The organism is Pseudonocardia sulfidoxydans NBRC 16205 (genome assembly GCF_007989085.1).
Lineage (GTDB): Bacteria > Actinomycetota > Actinomycetes > Mycobacteriales > Pseudonocardiaceae > Pseudonocardia > Pseudonocardia sulfidoxydans.
Window position 1 is genome coordinate 1 of sequence record NZ_BJVJ01000094.1, and the last position, 20,203, is coordinate 20,203.

Below are 20,203 nucleotides of genomic sequence, written 5' to 3' on the forward strand. Positions count from 1 at the left end.
TGGGCGGTCGTCGGGTTCGGGGCCGTCCTGGTCGAGCGTTTCGACCAGGGCGGTGGCCCAGGCCTGGAGGTCGGCGGGGCTGTAGTCGCCGGCCTTCGCGGCGATCTGGGCCTCGGCCGCGGTCCAGATGTCGCGGGTGAGTCGTCGGGCGGGTGGGGTGTCGAGGACGCGGGCGATGATCTCGACGTGGCGGCCCGAGCAGTCCCCGGCCGCGAACACCGCGGCCGTCGCGGTCAGCCGCGCAGGCAGAGTGCTGCCGTCGAGCCCGACGATCTCGACGGCGTGTTCGGCGACCACGAGCCGGCGGCGGGCGTCGGCGCGTTCCCAGCCGAGCAGGTCGCCCAGGGCGGTGACCGTGGAGCGGTAGCCCCGTTCGGTGAAGACCCCGCGCCGTTGCAGGGCGGCGATCGCGGCGACGGAGAGCCGCTCCAGCAGTCTGGCGGCCCCCTCGCACACGGTGAGGGCCGACAGCAGGTCGTCGTCGCCCGCTGCGGGGCCGGACGCGGCGGTCAGCTCGGCCATCGCCTGTTGCAGCAGGCGGTGCGCGGCGTCGAGCCGGTCGGGGGTCATGTCACGATCTTAGTCGAACATGCGTTCGATCTGACGTCGGTCGTCGCAGCTCAGGGACCATCTGGCGACGAATACTTCAGCACCGTGACCGAGAGCAGCGGGCCACCGTCAGTCCCGTACCCGACAGCGTCGTCCACCTCGCGCGGCGAGCGGACCGCCGGCCACGACCGAACGAGCGCAGACTTCACCGCGGGCGAGATCGTGCGCCGCTGGGCCGGCGCATCGACATCACCGCGGCCCGGACCCGCCGTGACGCGCTCACGCCGACCTGCTCGGTGACCCTGTGCCCGCTCGCGTTCGCGTCCGCGCTCAACACGCATCGCCGTCCGTAGCGCGGCGGCGAGCTGGTCATGGTGGCTCAGCGCCGCACCGGGGGGCCCGGCGCCGCGACGACCGTGTCCGCGTCGGCCACATCACCGGCGGCGTGACCGAGCTGCCGGTGACATGGTGAGCCGACGTGATCAGCGGTCGAGCCAGGCCGTCGCGTAGAACATGTCGCGCGTCAGGTAGCGGACGACGCCCTTGACGTCGGGCTTCGTGATCGTCGACAGGTACCCGCGGCTGTAGTAGGCCATCGCCAGGTCCTGGTTCGTGACGAGCTGGACCCGCTGGTAGAGCCGCGTGCGTTCGGCGTCGTCGGTCGTGCGGGCCGCGCGGTCGAGCATCGCGTCGACCTCCGGGTTGGAGTACGCGCCGTAGTTCTGGCTGCCGCCGGTGCGGAGCGCGTTCGACGACGACGGGTACGGCGCGTCGACCGGCCCGCCGACGTTGCCCGCGATCTGGAAGTCGCGGCTCTGCACGACGCTGGAGGAGTACTGGGCGAGGTCGTAGAACTGCGGCTGCAGGGTGATGCCGATCGTCGCCATCTGGGCCTGCAGGAACTCCGCGAACTCGACACGGTTGGGCGCGTTCGTGGTCTTGTACACGACGGTCGCGTTCCCGCCGCCCGCCACGTACTCCTGCACGAGCGCCTTCGCGCGCTCGACGTCGTAGGCCGGCCACGCGGCGGCGGCCTCCGGGGTCTGGTACTCGCTGGAGTCGCTGAAGTAGCCCGTCGCGCGCTCCATCTGGTTGCGGAACTGCACGGCGGCCAGCGCGTTCAGGTCGATCCCGCGGACCAGCGCCTCCCGCATCCGGTGGTCGTCGAAGGGCGCGGTGGTGTGGTTGAAGATGATCCACTCCGCGCCGTGGCCCGGCCCGTAGTAGGCGCGCAGGTTCGGGTTCGCCATCCCCCGCACCAGTTCGGTGTGGTAGCCGCCGAAGATCAGGTCGACGTCACCGTTCTCGATCGACGCGTACCGGCTCTCGGTGTCGGGCAACGGCCGGAACTCCAGCCCGTCGAGGCGTGGCAGGCCCTGCTGCCAGTAGTTCGGGTTGCGCGTCAGCGTCATCTGCGAGTCCTGAACCCACGAGCTCAGCACGAACGGGCCCGCGCCGACCGGGTTCGTCGTGATCTGCGCACCGTATTTCTGCAGCGCCGCCGGCGAGATGATCAGCCCCAGGCTCCCGCCGGTGAAGTTGCCCGCGAACGTCACCGGGAACAGGCCGAACGGGCCGTCGAGACCGAACTCCACCGTCAGCGGATCGACCGCGCGCATCGAGCGGATCGAGGTGGTGAACCGATGCCCCGGTGAGGACTGCTTGTCGATGTGGCGCTGCACGTTCGTCACGACCGCCGCAGCGTCCAAGGGGGTGCCGTCGGAGAACATGACCCCCTCACGCAGGCCGAGCCGCCACGTCGTGCCCCCGTCGGGCGAGTCCATCGACTTCGCCAGGTACGGCTCGGCCCCGCCGTCGGGGGTGAGCTTCATCAGGGAGTCGTAGACCGCGAACGCCGCCATGTTGGTGTTCTGGATCGTCGGGTCGAACCCGACGGCCTCCCGGTCGGTACCCATGACCAGGACCCCACCGGTCTTCGGCATGCCTTCCGTTGCCGGGTCGCCGCCGTTGGGGTTCGTGGCCTGCACTCCCCCGGCACCGTCGGTTCCGGGCGGGGTGGCCGACCCGCACGCGGACACCAGGGCCAGACCGAGGAGAAGGGCGACGAACCTCAGGAGCAACGTGCGGGTCGTGGTGGTGGGCAAGGCGGTCCCCTCACTCGTCGTCGAGTCGGCGGCCCGTCCGGTGCCGCGGGACAGCGGCGATACGGACGCGACGGTCCGAACCGGAGCTTCGAGCGCCTACCCGACGCTAGCGGTGATGCAGCCCACACCGGAAAGCACTGTTGTTTCCGACAGTCGTCGGCGCCGTTGATGGTGACGGCGTCCGAACGCGGAGCCCGTTCCCGTTCGCTCGGCCGCCCACCCCGCGGCGCGGCGGCCATCTCGACGGACACGGTCTCCCTCGACGCCCTCAGCCTTGCGGACGATGTTCTTCAGCGGCAGGACACGGCCCCGTCGCGTGCCAGCAGCGTGGTCTCCCTGTCGGTGGCACCCCGGCCGCACCCGCACGTCGCCTGCGACGCCTCGGCGCGGACGAGGGCGCAGCCGTCGCCGCGGATGGCCGGCCAGCAGGACGGAGCGGGGCCGCGCCACCCGAACACCTCGGCGCTGAACCGGATCTCCAGGCCGGCCACGCGGGTGACCCCTGGCGGCTCCGCATGGGGGGCATCAGCGCTGCTCAGCCCGGCGGCATAGGGGCGGAGATAGGGCTTGTAGCCATCTGTGATCAGTTGTCGGATCGATGCGTGAACATGCCGTCGTCCACCCACATTCGTTCGCCGCGCACGGCCAGGTCCGCGGCGAGTCGCAGGCGCGCGACCGCTGCCGGAGTCCGCCTCACCAGGCCGAATGTTCGCAGTGCCTCCGCATACAGTTCCTCGCGGTTCATGCCGGCCGAAGCGGTCACCGCGGCGCGCATTGCATTGCCGATCTCACGCAGCGGAATCTCCTCGATCCGTCGCTGACCCGGCTCCGCGGGGCGGAAGCCCGTCCATGTCTCCGGATCCCGGTGCGAGGGCCAGGCGACCGGCTCGTGTTCGTCCCGACGAACGGAGCGAGGGAGATGGCGCATGATCGAGTCGCGCCGGGAATCGGCGACCCGCGTGAGTGTGAATGCGCCAGCCGCGAGACGAGCGAGCCGCTCGAATGTCAACGGCCCCTCTGCCTCCACGATCTCCACCAGCACCTCGCGCACCTGGGCCGCTGCCGGTCGCGACGGCAACGCATCCAGGACGTCGCGTTGCCCGGCGACGCGAGAAGGCCACGGCTGGTACGGACCGTCGTCGGCCACCTGGTACGTGTTCGTCGGAGCCTCGCTCAGAATCAGCGAGGTCACAGTCCTGATCTGCGGTGCTGCAGCGTCGAACTGTGCCAGTCCCGACGCCGATTCCTCATCCACCCCCACCAACCGTGCAACATCGACAGTTTCGACAGTTTCGACAGTTCCACGTGGGCGCGTCCTGCATCCCTCGGTGTCCGAGACATTCCGCCGGACTGCATCAGCCAGCCTCCCGACCACGCCTTCCTTGTCCGCCAACCATTCCGGCAGCCATACTCGCTCGACCGCGGGCCAGCCGAGCACGCGTCCGAGGACGTCCTGAGGAAGCACGTCCCGGTCTCCAGCGGTCATGCGCCTCGACCACCCCGGCCCGTCGAGGAGTACCGCGACCCGAGGAGCACCGTCGTCGGTGAGAACAAGATCGATCATGAAGTCCGACAGACCGACACCTACGGTGACGTCGAGCCCACGATCTCGCAGGGCAGCCGCGATCTCGTCTCTGTGCCGATCGGGCATCGACGCGACCCGGCGGTCCTGAGGCAGCACCGCAGGACCTCGAGCCGCCACCTCCAGGTACGTCCGGAGATGGCGAACGCCCACCGACGCGGTCTCCTCGGTACGCATCTGGGACGGGTCGAAGCTGGAGAAGACGATCACCTGTCTGCGAGCTCGGGTCACCGCCACGTTGAGGCGTCGCTCCCCGCCCTGACGGTTCAGGGGGCCGAAGTTGAGCGGCAGAACCCCCTTGTCGTTCACGCTGAACGCCGTCGAGAACAGCACCACGTCGCGCTCGTCGCCCTGAACGTTCTCGAGGTTCTTGACGAACAAGCCGTCGGGCGCTTCGAGCGCCTCGATGATGCGCGGCTCGTCGGCATCCCGCAACATGGCTTCGATGCACGTGCGCTGCTGCTGGTTGAACGTGACGACGCCCAGCGACGGCAGGCGCTCGGGCGAGTCGGCGAACCTGTGTCGGATCTCGTCGACGACAGCCGCCGCCTCCACCGGATTCGTCCGTAGCAAGGCGCCTCTGCCGGTCCGGTGAAAGTGACCGTCCACTCGTACGAGGGAGATGGCGCGTTCGTCGGACGTCGGCGCAGGGAACGTCGAGAGGTCCCCGCCGTAGTACATCCGATTACTGAAAGCGATCAGTGCTTCATCGCGGCTGCGGTAGTGCCAGGTCAGCCGGTGTCGTGCAACCCGGGCCTGAACACACTCGGACAAGATCGACTCTTCGTCCTCGACGGCTTCGGCAATGAGAAGCGCGTCCGGATCGTCGCCGCCGCTGCTCTCGGCGAACGAGGTCGGCGGCATCTGCTTGCTGTCGCCGACCACGACGACAGAGCGGGCCCGCCCCATCGCGCCGACGGCATCGGCGACTCGCACCTGCGACGCCTCGTCGAACACCACGATGTCGAACAGATCGGCCTTCGCCGGGAAGAAGCGGGCCAGCGAGTCCGGACTGACAAGGACGCACGGCATCAGGTCCGTGATCAGATCGCCGTACGTGGACATCAGTTCGCGGACCTTCATACCGCGGCGGCGGAGGCCGAGCTGGCGCCGGAGCTGACCCACCCGACCGCCCGCCGAGTTCGGGTCGAATCGCCTGCTCGTGAGCACCCGCCCCGGCAACACCGTCCTCAGATGGTCCCGGACCTCGTCGGCCGAGCTTTGGAAGCGACCCACGGACCTGTCGTGGGCCGCTGCGTCGAAACGGTCGAGGCCGGTGTGGCGCAGGCGCTCGGTGATGGCGGCGCGGGCGGCACCGAGCTCGAACGCCAGCCGCGCCCGATCCACGTCGATCGAGCCTCGAAGGACCTGCGTGCGAATCTCGTCGAGCCCCTCCGCGCGCAGTGGCTCGACCTGGCGCAGCAGATCGAGCCACGCCCGGAGCGACCGGAGGTCAGGATCGTCCGCATTCCGGTCGCGGGCCGACGTGCGCAGACCGACCAGCAACCCGTTGGGCCGTGCCCAGTCCGTGAGCTCCTGTTGTCCGACGCCGCACGCGTCGGCAAGTTCGCCGATCGCAGACGCCATCTCCAGGACAGGACGGGGGTCGGCCGGGCCTGCGGCAAGCGCCGCCCGTAGCGGCGACGCGAAGCGCCGGCGCTCCGGGTCGACGCTCCTCTCGTCGACCATTCGTGCGGCCCACTGCAAATAGGCGATCCGTTCGTCGAGCGCCCGGATCGCGCCACCGTCGTACGGAGTCCACCTCCACGTCGCCTCGAGACCCGGAATGGCCCGGAGCCGAGAGGCGAGTGCATCGATGTTCTCGTCGAGCGCGAGCAGCGCCCGGCTCAGCTCCACGAGGCGCTTCGGCTTGACGACGGCCCCGTCGCGCAGCACTGGGCCCAGGCGCTCGGCAACCGCCCGCATGCGCTTGCGGCGTCCGAGAACCGACGAGGTGGCGGCGCTGTCAGCGGCCGCTGCGATGTCACGGATCGGGAGGTCGAGGACCTCCGGGGTCACGGTCTCGAGCCCATCGTGCGGCGCAGCGACGAAGGTGTCGATGTCGGAACGTAGAGTCCCTACCTCGGCGACCCACCGCTCGGACCGGACCGCGTCGAGAACATCCAGGGTCGCGCCGCCAACGAGAGCCGCAAGGACGCGCAGGTCCTCGTGGCCCTGCACGGCATCGAGGGCAGGAGCGAGGGAGCTCGGCAGCGCGCCGACGACTCCGTCGATCCGTCGCGCCGCATTCCGAGCGCCGACCACATCCACCCCGACAGCGCTGTCGACGAAACCCCAGGGATGGCCGGTCGCCCGCGGCGCGGCCTGGTCCACGACGTCGGGTAAGGCGGCGAAAACCGACCGCAGCGTGTCGATCGTGGCCCTGTCCTTCGCCACTACCGCCTCCGGGACGGTCATCGCCTCCACGTCGCGGTGCACGAGTACGGCATCGCGTGCGGCGGGCAATGAATAACCGGCGGCGTTGCGCTCGCCCAGTCGGCTCCAGTATCGGGTAAGGCCGCGCCGAGCCGACCGGAGCTCCTCGATCCGAATCTCGTGAGCCCTCGAATCCGCCGGCACCGTGTGCTCCAGCGCAGCCAGGATCTGCGCCCGAACTTCCGCTGGTTTGCTGCCCTTGTCGTGGAGGTCGAGCGCGAGCGGGCCTATACCGACCGCATCCAGCCGCTTCTGAACGACGTCGAGTGCAGCCCGCTTCTCCGCAACGAACAGCACCCGCTTCCCCTCGGCCACAGAGTGGGCAAGCAGATTGGTGATCGTCTGCGACTTGCCGGTGCCGGGAGGGCCTTCCAGGACGAACGTCCGGCCGAGAACTGCGTCGTGCACTGCTGCGAGCTGGGAGGCATCAGCGGGCACCGGACACTGCTCGGCGAGCCTCTCCAGATCACGCGAGATCGGCCCGGGGACCACATCGTCGAACGCGTCGGTCGGAGTGTCGACCAGGTGCGCCACCAATGAGTTCTGTGCGAACTCGGCCCAGTTCTCGTCGAGGTCCTTCCAGAGACGGAACTTGGCGAACTGGAGGATGGCCAGATCGGCGGTGGCTTCGACCCGGAAGGGCAGCCCGCGTTCAGCGATCGCCTGGCGGGTGGCCTCGAACGTGCCGTTCAGGTCGATGCCGGCCTCGTCGAGCGCTGGCTCTGCGAGGCCAGGGATGTCCAGCCTGTAGGTCTGCCTCAGCTTCTCGATGAGGCAGTAGTTCGGAGTCGACATACCGGATTCGTCGAGCACCAACTGGTAGTGGGCCCCGCGGCGCCCCGCCCGGAGGGTAACCGGGACGAGAACGAGTGGCGAGCGTAACGCTCGATCGTCGAGCTGCCATTCAAGGGTGCCCAACGCGAGGTACAGGTTGTTCGCGCCGGACTCCTCGACGATGGTCCGAGCCTTGTGGGCCAGGTTTCGCAGACGGGTCGGGTAGGACTCGACGGAGGCGTCGACGTGGACGGCGTGGTTCACCTCCAGCAACGCAGACAACTGTTGCTGCGGCAGGTCACTCGCCGACCGAACGCCCCGTTCCCGTTCGACAGCCGCGAACTCATCTCCCGCACGAAGAGAGATCGACGTACCGCCGTGGAGCAGATCTTCAAGATGCGCGAGCGCATCGTCCGGAAGGATCAGACCCAGTCCTGACCGCCCCGTGAAGTTGATCAATCTATTGCGCAGACTGAGGTCGAGCAGGCCGTTCTTCCATTGCGTGACCCGCGGAGGTTCCTGACGGATCCGTTCCGGTTCCGGCGGTGTCCCGGCACGCACAACGGTCGCAGGTGTCGGCGCTACAGGCGAAGCAGGAGGGATGTACTCGATGATCTGCACGGCACCGTCCGCGGTCCGCTCTCGCGCTGGTAGGGCAACGATGCGGTCGAGTCGGGCCCGGTGGACGTCGACCACTCCCAACATGTCCGAGAGATGGCCGCTGAGATGTCTGAGTGCCGGGAGACGGGACGCCTCGTCGAACGGCACGTTCTGGTGCGTCGACGCGGTCGTCTCGACGAGCCCGATCCGCCCGAGATCGACCTGATTCACCACACCGGCCGTGTCGCGCTCAGCAGCGACGCCGAGGGATGTCTCCTCGCGCCAGTAGCCCAGGAATGCGTGCCCATGGGGCAGCCAGATCAGCGGCCGCACACCAGCCTGCTCCAGCGCAGCAGCCATGACCACGACGGTGTCGAGACAGGTGCCCATTCGACCGTCCAGGACCTCTCCAGGTGTCCGCACCTTCTGGCCGTCGTCGGCCCAGCTCGCCGGGGGCTCGACGTAGGCGATCCCTCGATCACGCATCGTCTCGTACACGGCTCGGACGATCTGGTCGACGCGCTCCGGCCCTGACTGATAGCCCTCGAGCGACGCTCGGCCGGTGTCACGGCCCAACCGCGCGGAGACCTCGAGCATCAGCGCCGCGATGGCCGGGTGGTTCGGCATGACATGCGCCGGGAGCATCTCCATGGCCAGCTCAGGCGGCGAGAACAGCCACTGGTTGGCCGCGAGGATCTGGACGTGCGCAATCCGCTCGGCAACGGTCTCCCCGTCGACCTCCAGCCGTGCTCTCACGCTGCCCGGCCGTTGCTCCTCGACCTGCAGCATCGCCGAAGGCTGGAGCCGGAGGGTGAGTTCCAGCAGGACGATCGGCTCCCCGGCCCGCAGATCGACGACCGTGACCTGCTCCTCGCCGAGGACACCGGACGCATCGGACACGTCGAGCAGCAGACGAGCGCCCCGCACATCGTGCTCTCCCCTGGAGATCGTGAGCCGGGAGATCACCGGGATCCGGTTGTGGGCCATTGCATAACTCAGGACAGGACGGGCCTCGATGTCGATCGAGATCGTCTGCTCGGCGTTCATGCGTCCCCACTTCCGACGTGCTCCGTACAACCTTCGCTGAAGTCGCCCTGCGCGTGACACGATCATTCCGCACCGAAGGGCATCCCACGCTGAGGGAGTGGATCACGAAGCACCGACACCCGTGCAAGACGGATCGGCGCCGGGGAACCGGGACGTGGTCCATTGAGATCACGGGGAGAAGCCGCCGCTGAGGTGTCGGGCGTCTCTGGTCGCGGGACGTCTGCCGGCGCCGCACCTCGAGCGTGCCGGCGAAACCGTTCCGTCGGGTCGGCTCACGACCCCGCCGAGAAGTTTGCGACAGTCTGCTCCGTCAGGCGTTGCGCGGGAAGCCGAGGTCCACGCCGCGGTGGGAGGGGTCGGGCCAGCGCGTCGTCACGACCTTGGTGCGCGTGTAGAAGTGCACGCCGTCGGTCCCGTGGGCGTGGGTGTCGCCGAACAGGGAGTTCTTCCAGCCACCGAAGGAGTAGTAGGCCATCGGCACGGGGACCGGCACGTTGATGCCGACCATGCCGACCTCGACCTCGTTCTGGAAGCGCCGGGCCGCGCCGCCGTCGTGGGTGTAGATCGCGGTGCCGTTGCCGTAGGGGTTGCGGTTGACCAGGTCGAGCGCCTCGTCGTAGGTGTCGACGCGCAGCACCGACAGGACCGGGCCGAAGATCTCGTCGGTGTAGATCGACATGTCGGTGGTGACGTGGTCGAAGAGTGTGGGCCCGACGAAGAAGCCGTCGCCGTCGGCGTCGTACCGGGCGGTCCGGCCGTCCAGGGCGAGCGTCGCACCGGCCTGCTGCCCGGCGTCGATGTAGCCGGTGACGCGGTCGAGTGCGGCGCGGGTGACGAGGGGGCCCATATCGGCGCCGCGGCGGCCGTCGCCGGTGCGCAGGGCACGCGCGCGGTCGGCGATCGCGGCGACGAGCCGGTCGGCGATGTCACCGACGGCGACGACGGCGGAGATGGCCATGCAGCGCTCACCGGCCGAGCCGAAGCCGGCGTTGACGGCCTGGTCGGCGGCGAGGTCGAGGTCGGCGTCGGGCAGCACGACCATGTGGTTCTTCGCCCCGCCGAGGGCCTGGACCCGCTTGCCGTGCTCGGTCGCGGTGCGGTGGACGTACCGCGCGACGGGCGTGGACCCGACGAAGGACACGGCGGCGACGTCGGGGCTGGTGAGCAGCGCGTCGACAGCCTCCTTGTCCCCGTTGAGGACGTTGAACACGCCGTCGGGGAGCCCGGCCTCCTGCCAGAGCCGCGCCATCCACAGCGCCGCACCGGGGACCTTCTCCGACGGCTTGAGGACGACCGTGTTCCCGGCGGCGATCGCGATGGGGAAGAACCACATCGGGACCATCGCGGGGAAGTTGAACGGCGAGATGATGCCGACGACGCCGAGCGGCTGGCGGATCGAGGCCACGTCGACGTTCGTGGACGCGTTCTCGGTGGCGGATCCCTTGAGCAGGTGCGGCATGCCGCACGCGAACTCGACGACCTCGAGGCCGCGCGCGACCTCGCCCGCCGCGTCGGCGAGGACCTTGCCGTGCTCGGCCGTGATGATCTGTGCGAGCTCGTCGGCGCGGGCGTCGAGGAGGGCGCGGAACGCGAAGAGAATCTTGGTGCGCCGGGCGAGGGACGCGTCGCGCCACGCGGGGAACGCCGCCCGGGCGGTCGCGATGACGCGCGCGGCGTCGGCGGCGGAGGCGAGCGGCACCCGCGCCGTGGTCGCGCCGGTGGCAGGGTCGGTGACGTCGGCGAACCGGCCGGACTCCCCGTCGACCGGGGTACCGCCGGCCCAGTGGTGGAGCGCGGCGGGGGGAACGGGCGTCGTGACGGTCATGCACGTCTCCTCGACGGGCGGTGCGGATACGTCGATCATCGGTGCTCCGGCACGACGAGATCGTCACCGCCGTCACCAGGAGCGACCCGGGCGGTGCCGAGGCCGCCTGCCGCGAGCACATCCGCAGCGTATTCGCCGACCTCATCAACGCGCTCCCCGAGCAGCTGACGCGCACCCCCACGGCCTGAACCGCTCAGCGGCGCAGGGTCGTCTCGCGGTCCATGTGCGAGAGCTTCTGCGGGTTGCGGACGGCGTAGAGGCCGGTGACACGACCGTCGTCGATGCGCACGGCGACGACGGCGTCGAGCTCCCCGTCCAGCTGCAGCACCAGCGCGGGGCAGCCGTTGACCTGCACCGGTTCGAGGCGCACCTCCCCCGGGACGCGGGCCCAGCCGCCGGTGAGCAGCCGGGCCACCTTGTCGGCGCCGACGACGGGCCGCAGCACCGCCTGCTTGATGCCGCCCCCGTCGCCGAGGAGGACGACGTCGGGCGCCAAGACGTCGAGCAACCCCTGCAGGTCCCCGGTCTCGACGGCGCGGCGGAAGGCGTCGAGGGCGCCACGGCTCTCGTCCTGGGTGACGACGCCGCGGGGCCTGCGGGCGGCGACGTGGGCGCGGGCGCGGTGGGCGATCTGGCGGACGGCGGCGGGGGTCTTGTCGACGGCCTCGGCGATCTCGTCGTAGCCGACGTCGAACACGTCGCGCAGCACGAACACGGCCCGCTCGGTGGGCGCGAGGGTCTCCAGCACCAGCAGCATCGCCATGGAGACGCTGTCGGCGAGCTCGACGTCGTCGGCGACGTCGGGGGTGGTGAGCAGGGGTTCGGGCAGCCACGGCCCGACGTAGGACTCCTTGCGTCTGCCGAGGGTGCGAAGCCTCGTCAACGCCTGCCGGGTGGTGATGCGCACGAGGTAGGCGCGGTGGTCACGGACCTCGGCGAGGTCGACGGCGGCCCAGCGCAGCCAGGTCTCCTGCAGGACGTCCTCGGCGTCGGCGGCGGAGCCGAGCATCTCGTAGGCGACGGTGAAGAGCAGGTTGCGGTGGGCGACGAACGATTCGGTGGCGGTCACGGGGGTCCTCCTCTCGACGCCCATGAGACCCCGCACCCACGCCGGCTGTGACAGTGGGCCTCGTCACACCCGTGTCCTGTCACGGCGGGCGGTCGGCCGGCATCTCGTGTTCGTCACCGAGTTCCACGGAAGGACGAGATCATGGACGCCCGTATCGACCTGTTCGGCAACGACCTCGCGGCCACGTTCGGCAAGCGTTTCGCCAACGCGGCCATGGTGATCCACCGGTCGTCGCTGCCGGCCACCACGCAGGAGCTGGTGTCGCTGCGCGCCAGCCAGATCAACGGCTGCGGCTTCTGCACCGACATGCACACCAAGGACGCCGCCGCGGCGGGCGAGACCCAGGAGCGGCTGAACATGGTCGCCGCCTGGCGGGAGGCGACGGTGTTCACCGAGGCCGAGCGCGCCGCGCTGGCGTTCGCCGAGGAGGGCACCCGGCTCGCCGACGCGCACCAGGGCGTGTCGGACGAGACGTGGGCGCGGGTCCGCGAGCACTACGACGACGACCAGGCCGCCGCGCTCGTCTGCCTGCTGGCGCTGGTCAACGCGGCGAACCGGATGAACGTCATCGCGCGGACCCCGGCCGGCGGCTACCAGGCGGGCATGTTCGCCGCGATGACCACGTGAGTCAGCGGTGAGTCAGCGCCAGCCCAGCTCCGGCGCCAGGTGGGTCAGCACGCTCTCGATCACGTGCGCGTTGTAGTCGACGCCCAGCTGGTTGGGCACCGTCAGCAACAGCGTGTCGGCGACGGCGATCGCCTCGTCCTCGGCGAGCGCGGCGACGAGCTTGTCGGGCTCGCCGGCGTAGGTCTTGCCGAAGCGGGCGTTGCCGCCGTCGATCCAGCCCACCTGGTCGGTGCTCTCGCGCTGCTGCCAGAACAGCGCCTTGTCGAGGTCGGACACGATCGGGAAGATGCTGCGGCTCACCGACACCCGCGACTCACGCTGGTGCCCAGCGGTCTCCCACGCGTCGCGGTAGCGCTGGATCTGCTCGGCCTGGAGCTGGTGGAACGGCACGCCGGTGTCCTCGGTGAGCAGCGTCGAGCTCATGAGGTTCATGCCCTGCTCGGCGGCCCACTCCGCGGTCGCGCGCGACCCTGCGCCCCACCAGATCCGGTCGCGCAGACCGGGTGCGTGGGGCTCGACGCGCAGCAGCCCGGGCGGGTTCGGGAACATCGGCCGCGGGTGGGGCTCCGCGAAGCCCTCGCCCTCGATGACCTCGAGGAACCGCAGGGCGTGCTCACGGGCCATGTCGGCGTCGGTGGTGCCCTCGGCAGGGACGTGACCGAAGTACCGGTAGCCGTCGACGACCTGCTCGGGCGATCCCCGGCTGATCCCCAGCTGGAGCCGGCCGCCGGAGATGAGGTCGGCGGCGCCGGCGTCCTCGGCCATGTACAGCGGGTTCTCGTAGCGCATGTCGATGATGCCGGTGCCGAGCTCGATACGTGACGTGCGCGCCCCCGCCGCGGCGAGCAACGGGAACGGCGACCCGAGCTGGCGCGCGAAGTGGTGGACGCGGAAGTAGGCGCCGTCGGCCCCCAGCTCCTCCGCGGCCACCGCGAGCTCGATCGACTGCAGCAGTGCGTCGGCGGCCGAGCGCACCTGCGAGTGCTGCGTCTCCGCCCAGTGCCCGAACGACAGGAACCCGATCCTCTTCACGGCCCGACCAACGGGTTCCCCGGCGCCCCTATTCCGGCCCGGCAACCGCCCCTGTGAGCGGCAATGGTCGCTATCGCGACTATTGCCGCTCACGACCCTCTGGCAGGGTCCGGCCGTATGACCGTCGAGCTGCCGCTGATCGGGTTCGGACTGCCGGTGTCGGGCAGCTGGGCCACCCCGGACACCATGCGCCACATCGCCTCTCGCGCCGAGGAGCTCGGCTACGCGTCGCTGTGGACGTTCCAGCGTCTGCTCAACCCGGTCGACGCCGACCTCGGCGAGCCCCACCGGACGGTGTTCGACTCGGTCGTCGCACTCGCGCACGTCGCCGGCTGCACCTCCCGGATCGGGCTCGGGACCGCGACCCTCTGCGCCCCGTTCACCCCGCCGGCGCTGCTCGCGAAGACGACGGCGTCGCTCGACGTGCTGACCGCGGGCCGACTGACCGTCGGTCTCGGGATCGGCTGGATGCCGCAGGAGTACGCCGCCGCCGGCGTCCCCTTCACGCAGCGAGGCGCGCGGATGGACGAGTACCTGCGATGCCTGCAGGCGCTCTGGACACAGGACCCCGTCGAGTTCGACGGCGACTTCTACACGGTGCCGCGCTCACACGTCGCGCCGCGACCCGTGCAGCAGCCGCACCCACCCCTGCTGCTCGGCGGCACCGCTGCCCCCGCGTTGCGCCGCGCCGGGCGGCTCGCGCAGGGCTGGATCAGCAGCAGCCACCAGGACCTCTCCACCGTCCGGACCTGCGCAGGTCTCGTACGCGAGGGCGCGGCGGCGGCCGGGCGCGACCCGTCGACGGTCCGGATCGTGGTCCGCGGCGTCGTCGATCTCCTGCCGTCCGCCCCGCCGGGTGCACGGCGCCCCCTGCAGGGCACCCGCGAACAGATTCTCGACGACCTCGCCGCGCTGCGAGCCCACGGTGCGACCGAGGTGTTCCTCGACCTCAACCTGCTGCCACGGGTCGGCTCCCCCTCCGCGGACGCCGCAACCTCCGTCGCACTCGCCGAGCAGGTCCTCGACGCCTTCGCCCCGACCACGGACAGCGCCCCCGCTCACCACGGATGAGCGGGGGCGCCGGTCGATGCCGCGGACGGGCCGATCAGGCGGCGGTCTTCGCCTTGATCAGCGGGACCGCGTTCTCGATCGCGTACTTCGTGCCCAGCGTGGAGCCCGACGAGAACGCGTTGATCAGCGTCGGGTCCTCCATGATCAGCAGGTGTCCGGCCTGCGCGGACGGGATCTGGTTGAGCACCGGGTCGGTCTTGAGCGGAGTCGCGTCCCCACCGAGCGGGAAGATCACCGTCAGGTCCGCGCTGAGCAGCTCGACCTGCTCACGGGCGAGCTGCTCGTAGAAGCTCTGCCCCTTCGACAACGCCTGGATCTCGGGCTTGTTCACGAAACCGAGCGACTTCATGAACTCGACGCGCGAGTCGCCGTCGACATAGGCGCCGTAGGAGTCGCTGAAGAAAGCACCGACCGCCACGGTCTTGCCCGCGAAGTTCGGGTTGGCCGACCTCGCGGCCTCGAACGCGGCGTCGACCTTTGCGATCAGCTTGGTGCCCTCGTCCTTCTTGCCCAGCGCGGCCGAGACCTGCTGCATCTGCTGCTGCCACGACGTCCCGTACTGGATCGTGACGCCCGGAGGAGCCGAGACCGTCGGGGCGATCTTGCTCAGCTCGTCGAACTTCTCCTTCGAGTTGTCCGAACGGGTGTTGAGGATCAGGTCCGGGTTGAGCGAGGAGATCTGCTCGTAGTTCAGCTCGAGCGTCGGCAAGATCGTCGGTGTGCCGGTGAACAGCGGCGCCGCCCACGGCCCGACACCCTTGCCCCCGAACGCCAGCCAGTCGCTCACCGCGACCGGCTGCACGCCCAGCGCCAGCGCAGCCTCGGCGTCCGACCACCCGAGCGCGACGACGCGCTGCGGGTCCGCGGGGACCTCGACGGCGCCGAACAAGGTGTCGACGGACGTGGTCGTCGCGTCGCCACCCCCGGCGCCCGACGACGAGTCCTGCACCTGGCCGCACGCGGCCATGGTCAAGGCGACAGCGGCCGCGACGGTGGCCGTCAACACGCGGCTCACGAGGGACCGGCCCAGCGGATTTCTCACGACGTGCTCCCAGAATTCGTTGTGTGGTGCCGCCCGATAGGCAGGATCAGAGGGGTGTCCGACACGGGGTCGACCAGGACGTCGCAGCGCATCCCGAAGACCTCCGAGATGATCCCGGCGGTCACGATCTCCTTCGGGGTGCCCTCGGCGACGATGTCGCCCGCCTTCATGCAGACCAGGTGGTCGGCGTACCGGCAGGCGAGGTTCAGGTCGTGCAACACGATCGCGATCGTCGTGCCCGAACGCCGGTTCAGGTCGGTGAGCAGGTCGAGCAGCTCGACCTGGTTCGCGAGGTCGAGGAACGTCGTCGGCTCGTCGAGCAGCAACAGATCGGTGCGCTGCGCCAGGGCCATCGCGATCCAGACCCGCTGCCGCTGCCCACCCGACAGGCTCCCCACCGCGCGCGTCGACAGCTCGGCCGTGTTCGTGACGGTCAGCGCCTGCGCGACCGCCTCGTCGTCCTCCGCGTTCCACTTGCGGAACCAGCCCTGGTGCGGATAGCGGCCGCGGCTCACCAGATCGGTGACAGTGATGCCGTCGGGTGCGACAGGGTGCTGCGGCAGGATGCCGAGCACCGTCGCGACCTCCCGGTTGGGGATCGTCGAGATGTCCTTGCCGTCGAGCAGGACCTGGCCGCCACTCGGGTCGAGCAGGCGGGCGAGACCGCGCAGCGTCGTCGACTTGCCGCAGCCGTTCGGCCCCACGATCATCGTGACCTTGCCCGGCGGCAGCTCCAGATCGATGCCGTGGACGATCTCCTTCTTCTCGTAGGAGAGCCGGAGCCCCTTCGCGGCGAGCGTGTGCCGGGTCGGCACATGACCGTCCGCGGTCGTGGTTGCGGCGAGTGCCTCGACGGCCTGCTCAGTCATGTTCCCCTCGGTCATCCGCCCTGCCCCCCACTGTTCGTGCGGGCGAGCTGCCACAACAGGTACGGCGCACCGATCGCGCCGGTGAGCACACCGACCGGCAGGTTCGGCAAGAACGGCGTGTGCTGCGCGACGAAGTCCGCGACCAGCACGATCAGAGCCCCGACCAGCGCCGACGGCAGCAACGCCGGGCTGCCGTCCTTCGCCAGCGACCGCCCGATCGGTCCCGCCAGCAACGCGACGAACGCCACCGGCCCCGTCGCCGCCGTCGCCACGCCGGCGAGCGCCACCGCGGCGATGATCAGACCGAGCCGGACCCTCGCGACCGGCACCCCCAGCCCGCGGGCCGTGTCGTCGCCCAGGCCCAGCATCCCCAGCACCCGACCGAGGACCAGCGTGACCGGCACCAGCACGACCAGCGAGATCAGCAACGGGACGACCTGGTTCCAGTTGCGGTCCGACAAGCTGCCCGAGATCCAGATCAGCGCGTCCTGCGCGTTCGTGACCTGCGCGCTCGTCATGAAATAACTGATGACCGACAACAACAACGCCGAGAGCCCGATACCGACGAGGATCAGCCGGTAGCCCGACACCCCGTTGCGCCACGCGATCGCATACATCGCCATCGCCGTCGCCAGCGCGCCGCCCAGCGCGAGGCCGGAGATCGCGATCCCCGTCAGGCCGAAACCCACGATCCCGAGCACGGCCGCCGCACTGGCACCAGTGCTGATACCGATCACGTCCGGGCTGGCCAGCGGGTTGCGCAGCAGATTCTGGAACACCGCGCCCGACAGCCCGAACGCGACGCCGACCATCAGCGCGGCAAGCGCACGGGGCAGGCGCAGCTCCAGGATGACGTAGTTCGTGTTGCGGCTGCCCTGCCCGGCGAGCGTGGACAACACGTCCGGCAACGAGATGACCGCCGCGCCCACGACCAGCGACAGGGCGAACACGACCACGACGCCGAGGCTGAGCCCACCCACCACCGACACCTGCCGGACCCTGCCCCTGGCGCGGGTACGGGCGATCGAGGACACGTCGAACGCTGCGGCCGTCACAGCTGGGCCACCTTCCGGCCGCGGACCAGTGCGATGAAGATCGGCGCGCCGATCGCCGCCGTGAGGATGCCGACCTGCACCTCACCCGGGCGGGCGATGACCCGGCCGACCACATCGGCACCGACCACCAGGATCGGGGCCAGCAACAGCGAGTACGGCAGCAACCAACGGTTGTCCGGGCCGGTGATCATCCGGGCCACCTGCGGCACCGCGAGACCCACGAACGCGATCGGCCCCACAGCCGCCGTCGCGGCGCCGCACAACAACACCACCGCCACACCCGAGACCACCCGCGCCCTGGCCACGTTCTGCCCCAGCGCCTTCGCCATGTCGTCGCCCAGGGTCAGCGTGTTGAGCAAGCCGCCCGAGAACATCGCGATCAGGATCCCGACGACGATGAACGGCAGCACAGACGTCACGACGTCCCAGTTGCGCCCGGCGAGCGAGCCCACCTGCCAGAAACGAAACTGCTCGAAGGCATCCGTACTGGTCAGCAGCACACCCGTGGTCAGCGACACGAACGCGGCATTGGCCGCGGCCCCGGCGAGCGCCAGCTTGATCGGGGTCGCACCTTCACGCCCCAGCGACGACACCCCGTAGACCAGGGCCGAGGCGAGCGCCGCCCCGATGAAACCGAACCAGACGTAGCCGGTCAGCGCCGTCAACGAGAAGAAGTTGATCCCCACGACGATGAACAACGCCGCCCCCGCGTTGACCCCCAGGATTCCGGGATCGGCCAGCGGGTTGCGTGCGAGCGCCTGCATGATCGTCCCCGCCAGACCGAGCGCGGCACCGGCGAGCAGCCCGATCACGGTGCGCGGCATCCGTTCCAGCCGCACGAAAAGATGGTCATTGTTCGTCGGGTCGAAGTTCAGGAAGGCATCGAAGACCGTGCCGACCGGAATCTCCTTCGCGCCGACCATCACACTCGCCACAGCCACGACGACCAGCACCGCGGCGGCGACCACCAGCCCGATGACCCGCGCAGGGATCGGCCGTCGGCCGGTGGGCGCGGCGGCCGAGGTCGGCTCCGCCACGGCCGTCATCTGTTGGTCCCGAAGAAATCGGGAAGCGGTAGAGCGGTCATCGTCTCCCGTTCCGAAGTGAGGCGCGGCTAACCTTAGTCACTCCGGTTCGCCTCGCAATGAACGAGATGAATCCGACATCAAGTGCACAGCCGACAGTCATCGCCGAATGACGCTCCGCAGCCGCACCCGGTGTTCTCCACCTCCCGCCGTGGGCCGCCCGGAGTCCACCGTGCGGTTCCGCCGCGAAGTCGCGGCGCGCCGCGGCACCGCGCCAGGGCGCTCTGGCGGGCCGGGCGCGCTGGGCCGGACGCGCTGGGCCGGACGCGCTGGGCCGGACGCGCTGGGCCGGTGGGCCGGGCGCGCTGGGCCGGACGCGCTGGGCCGGTGGGCCGGTGGGCCGGACGCGCTGGGCCGGACGCGCTGGGCCTCGCTACTCGCGCGTGAGTCTGGACGTGCTGGGCCAGGCGTGCTGGGCCGGGCACGCTGAGGCCGGACGTGCTGAGCTGGGCTGGACGTGCCGGGCCAGGCAGGGCGCGCTGAGCCACAGCGGGCCTACTGAGCCACGCTGGGCCTGCTGAGCTACGCCGGGCGTGCCGAGCCACGCCGGGCGTGCTGGATGGGCCCGCATGCTGGATGGGCCAGTCCGGGCCAACTCAGGTCGCGACCTCATGCGATCCGAGCCTGGTCCGACTCCGAGGCGCTTTGCGCGCCGCCCGCTGCGGATCAGCGAGCGACTGCTCGGTTCTCAGCCTGGCAGGTCGCGCGGCCGCGAACCGCTCAGCCCACGACTGCGCCCGTCCCGAGAGATGCCACTCGCCCGAAGGGGCTGCCCGACGGGAACCCGCACCCGACTCCTGCGGTGAGCGGCCCACTGACCTGCGGTGAATGACAACCATTCGAACTTATGTTCGAGTATGGTGCGATCATGAACGCCGAGCGGCTCGACATCGCGCACGGCCTGCTGCAGCAGGCCGTCGCCGAGCTGACTGCCATATCGGGCGCCGCCGGCGACGACGAGATGCTCTCCACCCTCACCATCTGCGAAGGCGCCACGCGACTACTGGAACAGCTCTCCGTGAGCGTGATCGCCGATCTGCAACGCCGGGGCGTGTTCGCCGAGCGCGGCTACCGCTCCACTGTCACCGCGCTCGCCGACCTCCTGGGCTGGGACCGCACCGATGCCCGCCGCCGGCTCCTCGTCGCCGAATACGCCGTCGACCGAACCACTCTCGACGGCACTGGCCTTCCAGCGAGGCTCCCCTCCACCGCCTCCGCGTTCGCCGCCGGAATTTGCTCGACCCGGCATGTCGAGGTCATCGCCCGCCTCCTCGACGGCCCATCAGCCCGACGCCTCCCGTCACAGGTGTGGGCCGCGGCCGAGACCGAACTGGCTGCGAAAGCGCGCGAGTACAGCCCGGCCGACCTGCAGGCGTGGGGAACCGCCCTGGTCGAAACGCTCGACCAGGACGGCGCCGATCCCGACGACCGGCCG

Annotated in this window: 15 protein-coding genes; 4 read left to right on the forward strand and 11 right to left on the reverse strand. The window is 70.1% G+C overall.

The annotated features are described in order from the left end of the window. The 5 genes from PSU4_RS27355 to PSU4_RS27375 all read right to left on the reverse strand — a co-directional run. On the reverse strand, nucleotides 1-570 hold a 570-nt coding region (locus PSU4_RS27355; RefSeq protein ID WP_147114631.1), incomplete at its 3' end, for a DUF222 domain-containing protein. A gap of 461 nt (nucleotides 571-1,031) precedes the next feature. Further along, on the reverse strand, nucleotides 1,032-2,654 hold the full coding sequence (locus PSU4_RS27360; protein ID WP_147114634.1) for an ABC transporter substrate-binding protein: 1,623 nt from the start codon (nucleotides 2,652-2,654) through the stop codon (nucleotides 1,032-1,034). A gap of 290 nt (nucleotides 2,655-2,944) precedes the next feature. After that, complete coding sequence (locus PSU4_RS27365; RefSeq protein WP_186817213.1) at nucleotides 2,945-3,145, reverse strand: hypothetical protein; 201 nt, start codon at nucleotides 3,143-3,145, stop codon at nucleotides 2,945-2,947. Nucleotides 3,146-3,237: 92 nt separating this feature from the next. After that, entirely contained in the window at nucleotides 3,238-9,093 is a 5,856-nt protein-coding gene (gene proA, locus PSU4_RS27370) for an anti-phage protein ProA (protein ID WP_186817214.1), read from the reverse strand. Nucleotides 9,094-9,403: 310 nt separating this feature from the next. Continuing rightward, a complete protein-coding gene (locus PSU4_RS27375) occupies nucleotides 9,404-10,918 on the reverse strand; it encodes a CoA-acylating methylmalonate-semialdehyde dehydrogenase (RefSeq protein ID WP_147114666.1) in 1,515 nt (504 codons plus the stop codon). Nucleotides 10,919-10,959: 41 nt separating this feature from the next. Between PSU4_RS27375 and PSU4_RS31615 the strand changes: the two genes are divergently transcribed. After that, on the forward strand, nucleotides 10,960-11,106 hold the full coding sequence (locus tag PSU4_RS31615) for a hypothetical protein (RefSeq protein ID WP_186817215.1): 147 nt from the start codon (nucleotides 10,960-10,962) through the stop codon (nucleotides 11,104-11,106). A gap of 5 nt (nucleotides 11,107-11,111) precedes the next feature. Here the strand turns inward: PSU4_RS31615 and PSU4_RS27380 are convergent, their stop codons facing one another. Continuing rightward, nucleotides 11,112-12,011, reverse strand: coding sequence for an RNA polymerase sigma-70 factor (locus PSU4_RS27380; RefSeq protein WP_147114642.1), 900 nt, complete (start codon nucleotides 12,009-12,011; stop codon nucleotides 11,112-11,114). Between the two features lie 117 nt (nucleotides 12,012-12,128). Here PSU4_RS27380 and PSU4_RS27385 point away from each other — a divergent pair, with 117 nt between their 5' ends. Continuing rightward, entirely contained in the window at nucleotides 12,129-12,614 is a 486-nt protein-coding gene (locus PSU4_RS27385) for a carboxymuconolactone decarboxylase family protein (protein ID WP_147114645.1), read from the forward strand. A gap of 12 nt (nucleotides 12,615-12,626) precedes the next feature. Here the strand turns inward: PSU4_RS27385 and PSU4_RS27390 are convergent, their stop codons facing one another. Further along, nucleotides 12,627-13,646, reverse strand: a complete 1,020-nt coding sequence (locus PSU4_RS27390) for an LLM class flavin-dependent oxidoreductase (RefSeq protein ID WP_147114648.1) — start codon at nucleotides 13,644-13,646, stop codon at nucleotides 12,627-12,629. Nucleotides 13,647-13,763: 117 nt separating this feature from the next. Here PSU4_RS27390 and PSU4_RS27395 point away from each other — a divergent pair, with 117 nt between their 5' ends. Beyond that, a complete protein-coding gene (locus tag PSU4_RS27395; protein ID WP_147114651.1) occupies nucleotides 13,764-14,717 on the forward strand; it encodes a TIGR03619 family F420-dependent LLM class oxidoreductase in 954 nt (317 codons plus the stop codon). Nucleotides 14,718-14,751: 34 nt separating this feature from the next. Here the strand turns inward: PSU4_RS27395 and PSU4_RS27400 are convergent, their stop codons facing one another. The 4 genes from PSU4_RS27400 to PSU4_RS27415 are packed head-to-tail and all read right to left on the reverse strand — an operon-like array spanning nucleotide 14,752 to nucleotide 18,729. Next, complete coding sequence (locus PSU4_RS27400) at nucleotides 14,752-15,759, reverse strand: iron-siderophore ABC transporter substrate-binding protein (protein WP_246115382.1); 1,008 nt, start codon at nucleotides 15,757-15,759, stop codon at nucleotides 14,752-14,754. Next, nucleotides 15,756-16,628: an ABC transporter ATP-binding protein gene (locus PSU4_RS27405; RefSeq protein WP_147114654.1), complete on the reverse strand. Its 873-nt coding sequence runs from the start codon at nucleotides 16,626-16,628 to the stop codon at nucleotides 15,756-15,758. Before PSU4_RS27405 ends, PSU4_RS27400 begins: the two co-directional genes overlap by 4 nt. Nucleotides 16,629-16,639: 11 nt before the next feature. Further along, entirely contained in the window at nucleotides 16,640-17,683 is a 1,044-nt protein-coding gene (locus PSU4_RS27410) for a FecCD family ABC transporter permease (RefSeq protein ID WP_147114657.1), read from the reverse strand. Further along, a complete protein-coding gene (locus PSU4_RS27415) occupies nucleotides 17,680-18,729 on the reverse strand; it encodes a FecCD family ABC transporter permease (protein WP_147114660.1) in 1,050 nt (349 codons plus the stop codon). The genes PSU4_RS27410 and PSU4_RS27415 overlap by 4 nt, the downstream gene beginning before the upstream one ends. Nucleotides 18,730-19,636: 907 nt before the next feature. Between PSU4_RS27415 and PSU4_RS27420 the strand changes: the two genes are divergently transcribed. Then, the coding region (locus tag PSU4_RS27420) for a DUF222 domain-containing protein (RefSeq protein ID WP_186817216.1) at nucleotides 19,637-20,203 on the forward strand (567 nt) is incomplete at its 3' end.